Annotated in this window: 7 protein-coding genes; 5 read left to right on the top strand and 2 right to left on the bottom strand. The window is 65.6% G+C overall.

Annotation, left to right across the window (positions count from 1 at the left end):
- From JSV65_07085 to JSV65_07070, 4 genes are all read left to right on the top strand, one after another.
- A partial coding sequence (locus tag JSV65_07085) for a Gfo/Idh/MocA family oxidoreductase (protein ID UCH36113.1) occupies positions 1–1,095 on the top strand: 1,095 nt, incomplete at its 5' end.
- Positions 1,096–1,268: 173 nt separating this feature from the next.
- Positions 1,269–1,634 (top strand): PA2779 family protein, encoded by a 366-nt coding sequence (locus JSV65_07080; protein ID UCH36112.1) that lies wholly within the window; start codon positions 1,269–1,271, stop codon positions 1,632–1,634.
- A 64-nt stretch (positions 1,635–1,698) separates the two neighbouring features.
- Positions 1,699–2,337: a C39 family peptidase gene (locus JSV65_07075; GenBank protein ID UCH36111.1), complete on the top strand. Its 639-nt coding sequence runs from the start codon at positions 1,699–1,701 to the stop codon at positions 2,335–2,337.
- Positions 2,334–3,020: a tetratricopeptide repeat protein gene (locus JSV65_07070; protein UCH36110.1), complete on the top strand. Its 687-nt coding sequence runs from the start codon at positions 2,334–2,336 to the stop codon at positions 3,018–3,020. The genes JSV65_07075 and JSV65_07070 overlap by 4 nt, the downstream gene beginning before the upstream one ends.
- A gap of 120 nt (positions 3,021–3,140) precedes the next feature.
- Here the strand turns inward: JSV65_07070 and JSV65_07065 are convergent, their stop codons facing one another.
- Both JSV65_07065 and JSV65_07060 read right to left on the bottom strand, forming a co-directional pair.
- Positions 3,141–3,668, bottom strand: coding sequence for an HNH endonuclease (locus tag JSV65_07065; GenBank protein ID UCH36109.1), 528 nt, complete (start codon positions 3,666–3,668; stop codon positions 3,141–3,143).
- A 563-nt stretch (positions 3,669–4,231) separates the two neighbouring features.
- Entirely contained in the window at positions 4,232–6,613 is a 2,382-nt protein-coding gene (locus JSV65_07060; GenBank protein UCH36108.1) for a hypothetical protein, read from the bottom strand.
- 197 nt (positions 6,614–6,810) lie between these two features.
- On the opposite strand from JSV65_07060, the gene JSV65_07055 reads away from it, so the two are divergent.
- Positions 6,811–7,268 (top strand): hypothetical protein (locus JSV65_07055; protein UCH36107.1); only part of this gene is annotated, 458 nt, incomplete at its 3' end.

Below are 7,268 nucleotides of genomic sequence, written 5' to 3'. Positions count from 1 at the left end.
GCCGCGCCGGTGTTCGAGATACAGGACGATTTCGAGATCATCGCGTGCTGCGATATCAACGAGGAGCGCCTGAGGCACGCGGCGGAAGCGCTTGGCGCCGAGAAGCGCTTTACGAACTACGAGGACATGCTGGACAGCGGCATCAACGTCGTGTTCATCGGCACGCCGCAGAACTTGCACGCGCCGATGGCCGTCGCCGCGCTGCAGCGGGGCATCCACGTGCTGAGCGAGGTACCGGCGGCCACGGACTTCGATCAGTGCTGCCGGTTGGTTGACGCCGTTCGCGGAAGCTCCGCGACCTACATGCTCGCCGAGAACTACACCTATGTGGACATGGTCCTCCTGGTCGGCGAGATGGCGCGTGCGGGCCTGTTCGGGGAGATCTACTTCGGCGAGGGCGAGTACATCCACGAGCTGAAGGAACTCAACGAAGCGACGCCGTGGCGGCGGGTGTGGCAGACCGGGCGCAATGGCAATACGTATCCTACGCACAGCCTCGGGCCCCTCATTCGCTGGACCGGCGAGCGAGTCGCGACGGTGTCGTGTTTGGGCAGCGGGCATCATTACCGCGATCCGCGCGGGGCGGTCTATGAAAACGAAGACACGACCCTGATGCTGTGCCAGACCGACCGGGGGTCGCTGTTCAAGATCCGCCTCGACATGCTCTCGAACCGCCCGCACAATATGAACTTCCATTCCCTCCAGGGCACAGCGGGGTGTTACGAGGGACCGCGCGGGTTCGGCGATGACCACAAGGTCTGGATTCACGGGCGCAATCCCGACAGCCAGACGTGGACCTCGCTGTGGGATTACCGCGACGAGTTTCTGCCGGAAGAGCGGCTGCATCCGCCGGAGGATGCGCGCCGCGCGGGCCACGGCGGAGGCGATTTCTGGGTGACGCTGGAGTTCATCCGCGCGCTGCGCGAGGGCCGCGACCCGGCGCAGGGGCTTGACTTCGCGCTCGACGTGACCGTGCCGGGCCTGGTGAGCCAGCAGTCCATAGCCCTCGGCGGGGCGCCGCTCGGCGTGCCCGACTTCCGGCGGTACGAGACCGGCTCCCTCGTGATCCCGCCGCCGGTGGCTCAAGCGGAGTGAAGTGTTCTCCGCGGGTTTGCCCAACCGCGAAGAACGCAAAGGCCATTTCCCGGCTGCGCTCTGACCACTGGGCGCGCGGCGTTTCGCCATCGTGCCGCCGCGCGCCTTGACAAGCGGCGCGCAGCGTGGTAGATTCCTGCGACGCAGCCAAATCTCAGCCACAGGAGTTCGTTATGTACAAACTCGAACGTAGGTATGCCTGGGTTGCGACGGCGACAGTCGCCGTCATGGTCATCATGATGACGGCGGCGTGCGCGGCGCCGATCCCGTCGAAGATGACCGCCGCGCCACAGGGCGAACGCGAAGAGGCCGTTGCGCAAGCGCAGACCGCCCTCGACGCCGGCGGCATCACGGCGCAGCTCAAGAGCTTTGGCCTGACGGATGAGCAGATCAACCAGCGCCTCGCCCAGCTCAGCACAGACGAGCTGCAGCAACTCGCCACCGGCGCCGAGGCGATCGCGGCCGGCGGCCAGCAGCCGTCCTTCAGCACCACGACCTGGCTGCTGATTATCGTGATCCTGCTCATACTGTCGGACTAACGTCCGCTGCACGAATCTCCTTTGGGCGGCGAGCACGCCGCTCGCCGCCCTCAGACGTATCACCATGCGATGCCTGCCCACAGTGACGTGGCTGGCCCTCGCCGTCACACTGTCATCCCTGACCGCGTGGGCGCGCCCCACTGCTCATACCATCGAGCACGTCCCGTTCGTCAAGCAAGCGCCACAGTGGTGCGGGCCGGCGGCGCTGGAAAGCGTGCTCCGCTTCCACGGCCTTCCGGCGACGCAGCGCGAGATCGCGGATGAGATCGCGCTGCCCGGCGGGCAGGTGTTGAATCTCGACCTCAAGCTGTACGCCCGACGCAAGGGTTTCCGCGCCGAGTCATCGCGCGGCGACCTCGACCGCCTCAAGCAGTGGATCTCACGCGACATCCCGGTCATCTGCCAGTGGCGCGTCGGGGGAATTGGGGCGCGGCGGAACCATTTCGTCGTCGTGTTGGGCTACGACGATGGCAAGCGCTGCTTCACCGCCCACACCGGCACGCGCGCGGCGGAGCGGATCTCCTACCCCAACTTCGCTCGCTGGTGGCGCGATGCCCGCAACTGGATGCTGGTGATCCGGCCGCAACAAGATGACGAGTCCGCGTCTTCGCAGCCGCAATGCTGCGACAAGCCGTCGGCGTCGAGCATTCCCAGCGACGGCGACTCCGACGGCAGTGACGCCGAATCGCAGAGCCCGCAATGAGGTGGGCGCTGCTGCTCCTGCTGCCCATTCTTGCGGCCGGCTGCCGCAGTGATATCCAAGAAGTCCGCGTTGATCTGACGAAGGTGGCGCGCCTCATGCGCGCCTACGGCGCCGCGCGCGCGCGGACCCCAACTCCGCCTGAAGCCCGAGAGCTATCCCCCGAACGCGTGAACGATCTCGGTGTCATGCTCGAACGCCGCGGTCTGCTTCAGAAGGCCGAGGAGCACTATCGCCTCGCGGTCGAACGCAAGCCTGACTTCGCCCGCGCGTGGGTCAACCTGGGCAATGTGCTGCGACAGCAAGGGCGGGGCGATGAAGCGCTGGACTCCTACCGGCGGGCGATGAAGGAGGATCCGACGCTATTCGAGGCGGTGAATAACTTCGCCGACCTCTGTGCCGAGATGGGGAAGCGTCTCGACGAGGCGATCGCGCTGCTGCGGCCCGCGCTCGACGCGCACCCGCCCGAGGAAGGCATCGGGCGCGACACTCTCGGCACGTTGCTGCTCAGGGCCGAGCGCAACGAGGATGCGGTGGAGGCGTTCCGCACGGCCCTCGGCCTCGCGAATCCCACCCAGACGGCGCTGACGCGCGCCATTTTGCGCCACCTCGCGGAGGCCAGCCGTGCGCTCGGAAACGAAGACGAGGCGCGCAGCGCCGAGTTGCGCGCGGCGGCACTGGAGTAAGGCATGGCCTGGTCACTGCGGCGCGAACGGCTGCATCCGTTCGCACCGCACCCCTAGAAACGATCGAGCCCGACCGTTCCCGGTCGGGCTCAACTTCATGCTGCGGCCTCTCGCGTCGCGCTACCCGTCGCCGTACGGCGAGAGATAGGCCTTCCAGTGCGGGTTCCTGAGCGCGGCGAGAAACTTGGTGTAGCTGATATACGGGATGAACTTCGGGCGCCGGGGCCGGCGCAACAGCAACATCCCCGCCTCTTTCGGGGTGCGGTTGCCCTTGATGTTATTGCACTTCGTGCAGCAGCAGACCAGGTTATCCCAATCCGTGTGGCCGCCCTTGTCCCGCGGCACGACGTGGTCCAGGGTCAGTGCGACCTTCTGCGCGCCGCAGTACTGGCAAGTGTGCCCGTCGCGAGCGAAGATGCTCTTGCGCGTAACGTGGAGCCTGGGCATGGGCCGGCGCACATAGTGATTCAGCCGTACCACCGTCGGCATCTCGACCATGATCCGCTCGGCGTGGAAGCTTTTCGAGTTGGTCTGGATCGTCTCCGCCTTGCCCAGGCATAAGAGGACTATGGCGCGCCGAACATTCGTGATGTTCAGCGGCTGGTAGTTGTTGTTCAGTACCAGCACCTCGTCGGGATGATAATCCATGGTGCGACGCCGTCAGCTAAGCTGCATCATTCATACCGGTTCGGTCGGCGACACCTTTCGCGTCGCCCCAGGCCGAGTGTTCGAGGCCATCCATGATGCCGAAGGCGCACACTTGGCACGTCCTGCGACCTGGTCATGGACAGCCGGGTTAATGCGAAAAACCCGCCGGCGACATGCCGAGCGGGCCGTAGATACGCTCTAGTAATGCTCCTGCTTGAACGAGAAGTAGGAGTCCCAGACCAGCACCTGCCGCAGTCTTTCGCGGCTGATGCCGACGGCCCAACAACCGGCATGGATGGAAAACACGTGGGTCACCTTCGGTGGCTCTCCCAATCGGAATAATACCCAAAGGCAAGGCCGTTGTCAAGCGCGAGGACGGGCCGGGTGTGACCTCGGAAAGTAGAGGTGAGCGCCACTCGTATGGACACGACTTCATCGCGCCCAATCCCAGCCAGAGGCTCTTCGGCAAGCTAGGGATGAACGGCTGGGCATCATAGCGCCAATCCCCAGCGACAGGCACCTTGCCCCCCCGCCAATCGCGATTGCACCGAACGCTGCGGCACCTAACCCTTTCGCAGCAGCCACACCTCCGCGATTTGTACGTCGTCGCGGACCGTGCTGTCCCACATGACGTCAAGCGTCCCCTCGGCCACCGCCGACCGCGGCACCTCGGACTGCCGCACCACGGGGTCGCGGCCGTCAAACTCAACCGCCTCCCCTACCGCCTCCCCGCCGAGGTACAGTTGGATGCTCATCCTGCCGCGCCCCGCATAGGTCGCCTTGAGCACATAGCTGCCCTGCGGATCGAGGCCCGTGTAGCGCATTCGCAAGGGGGGGCGATACACCTGCGCCTGGTGCGCCCAGGACTGACGATCCCGGTGGGGGAAGCCGGGGCCATAGTGTGCGTCCTGGACGCCATGCAGGAAGCCGGGATCGTCTTCCCACGGGATCTCGCGCACCAGATGAGGATCCGTTCCGTTGGCGCGGTTACCGAGGTCGTCGTAGAACCCGCCCAGCCCCGGGTCGGTCCAGTTCACGATCTCATCAATGGCGGCGAGTTGGGCGTCACGGTCGGGAAGCGTGCGAATCTCTGCAATGCGCAGCAGCAGCCAGGGGCAGTCGGTCAGCGGCCCATCGTTGTTGTCGAGCTGCGCGCCGCGGTCGAGCGCGCTCGCGCCGTGCTTCTCGATGCTGAGCTGCATGCCGATGCTGTCGAAGAGCATGTCAGCGAGTTCGTGGGTGCGAGCGCGCAGCGCGGGTGCGGCAGTGTGCGGATCCGCAGACCGCAGTATCTCTTCGGCCTTTGTCAGCGCCGCGTCAGGGCCGATCTCGGGGGCCTTCCTCAACTCAGCATAGGCGTCGCCGAGCAACGCCGTCTCCTGCTGCGCGCGTTTCTGTACGTATGCGTCGGCATAGGCGCGTATCAGGCCCTGCTGGAGACGCCAGTTCGACAACACCTTAGGCGAGGCGCGCTTTTCCATTGCCTGCCAGTGGACCAGCGTCTTCTCGACCTGCGGATTGGTCGCCGCAGGTCCGGCCCAGTTCTGCTCCAGCATCAGCAGGCCGTCCGCGACATCATCGGCGTATCCCGGGCCGACGAAATACCGCCCGAAGTCGCGCAGCACCTCGCGCACGTCCACTTCTGGATCCCACAGCAGCGCGTCCCATACGATCTTGTTGACGTCGTCGCCGGTGCCGTCGGAATACGCGACCGCGCCCGGGGTGTAGGGCGAAAGCAGATTGCAGATGTGCGCGAACTGCGCCGGCCGGGGCTGGATGGGCTGACGCTCGTACGCCTGGGCCCACACCACGTCCCAGTACGGAAACGGAAACTGGCAGACCTTGGCGTGCGTGATATCGGGATAGTGGCGGATCGGGTATCTCTCGGGGATCATCTCCCGCGTGTAGGGCAACGTGCCTATGCAGCCGGGGCCCCACACTACGCCCGCCAGCCAGTCCGGCTCCTCGGTCTGGAGATACTCGTAGAAGTCCTTCAAGTGCTCGCGGCGGAACTTCTGCGGCGAGACCCACAACTGCGCGTTGGGATGACTGCGGCGCAGGACATCGCCCAGCTCCCGCAGGTACGGCATGAGAATCTGCGGCGGCGTGTCGCCGGGGTCGCCGCCCGGCACGAAGAGGTGGTCAATGCGCCGGCACGCGCGGAACAGGGCGTCGCGTTCACGCAGGCTCGCGACGCGCCGTTCGGAATCCTCGGCGGCGCCGCTTTCCAGGGGCAGCCAGAACCAGACGTCCATATCGTATGCATCAAGCACCGCGCTCACCGCGAGTGTCATGTCCCAGGGGTGGAGTGGCATGAGGGGATCGGGGATCGCGAGCCCGGGCGATCCAGGCGACACCGGCGGGATCAACTCGACGGCGTTGTTGCCGAAGACGATCAGGTCGCGCACGTACTGCGCGTACCGCGACACGTCCCACGCGTCGAGGGTGTCGTTGAGCTGTCGGTAGCCGAGTTGCATCCCGCGGATGGGGTACGCTGGGGCGCTCGACACCTCGAGGTCACTCGGCAGCTGTGCCTCGCCATCCGCCCAGTCCAGCGACCGCAGGAGTCGGCCGATGGCAAAGAGCGCGCCGCGGCGGTCGTTGCCGATGGCGTACACAGTCGGGGCGCGCCGTGCGGCTGCATCCACCGCGAGCACATACCCTTCGGCGGCGGGCTTGCCGTGTTTCATCTCGGGCTCCGGCATCGCAGCGCCCCGCGGCGCGGCAGGCATCCGCTCCCGACTGCCGACAATGATGGCCGGAACATCGTCTGCAGGCAAAGCGGCCACCTCCGGCCACTCGAGCCCGGTGCGCTTCTGCACTTCCCACCGCAGCATGAGCGCCGCCTGTCGCTCGACTGCGTCGGCGGTGGGTCCCGCGGTGACGACGACGGCTGTCGTGAGGTCCACAAGTGACGTGGAATCTCGGTGTCCAGGATCAGGCATGCCACTCCTCGCTTGCGTGGATTTGTCGAGTACGCCGGCGGCGTGCTCGCAGCGGACAATTCTTCGCGACGCAACAGATGATAGCGCAAAGAGCCCTCGAAGGGTAGTCTGCGGCAGGTTTTTCATGGCTGTCAACGAAAGTGACGGGGAGCGCCCCAACGGGGGGACCCCTGCGAACCTAGCGAGGAGGTGCCGCCGTGACGCACGTACCGACACTGCGGCCGATGGGTCTGTTGGAGATCATTGACCAGACCTTTCGGCTCTACCGCGCCAATTTCTGGCTGTTCTTCGGGATCGCAGCAATCGTGTACATGCCGCTCGCCTTGCTGCAGTCCGCCTCTGTCGAGACGCAAATCATCGCGGGCCTCCTCACTCTGCCCGCTTACCTGCTCGTGACCGGCGCGCTGACCAAAGCGGTCTCGGACCGATACATGGGCGACGAGGCGACGTTCGGCGGGTCGTATCGGCACATCGGGCGACGGCTGATACCGTTTATCCTCACCGCGCTCGCGACGTCCGTATTTGTCGCGAGCGGGTTCATACTGCTCATCGTCGGGGTCATTGTCTTCGCGTTCTGGGCGACGTTCGTGACCGAGGTCTTCGTCATCGAGGACAAGCGCTATTTCAGCGCTATCTGGCGCAGCAAGTTCCTGAT

This window comes from Armatimonadota bacterium, assembly GCA_020354555.1.
GTDB lineage: Bacteria > Armatimonadota > Hebobacteria.
Note: the sequence above shows the minus strand (reverse complement) of the source record. Positions and strands in the feature narration are given on the sequence as shown.

Excerpts from the sequence above, each read along its gene's own strand:
- JSV65_07080 (UCH36112.1), top strand. The coding sequence starts at position 1,269 with ATGTACAAACTCGAACGTAGGTATGCCTGGGTTGCGACGGCGACAGTC.
- JSV65_07075 (UCH36111.1), top strand. The coding sequence starts at position 1,699 with ATGCGATGCCTGCCCACAGTGACGTGGCTGGCCCTCGCCGTCACACTG.
- JSV65_07070 (UCH36110.1), top strand. The coding sequence starts at position 2,334 with ATGAGGTGGGCGCTGCTGCTCCTGCTGCCCATTCTTGCGGCCGGCTGC.
- JSV65_07065 (UCH36109.1), bottom strand. The coding sequence starts at position 3,668 with ATGGATTATCATCCCGACGAGGTGCTGGTACTGAACAACAACTACCAG.
- JSV65_07060 (UCH36108.1), bottom strand. The coding sequence starts at position 6,613 with ATGCCTGATCCTGGACACCGAGATTCCACGTCACTTGTGGACCTCACG.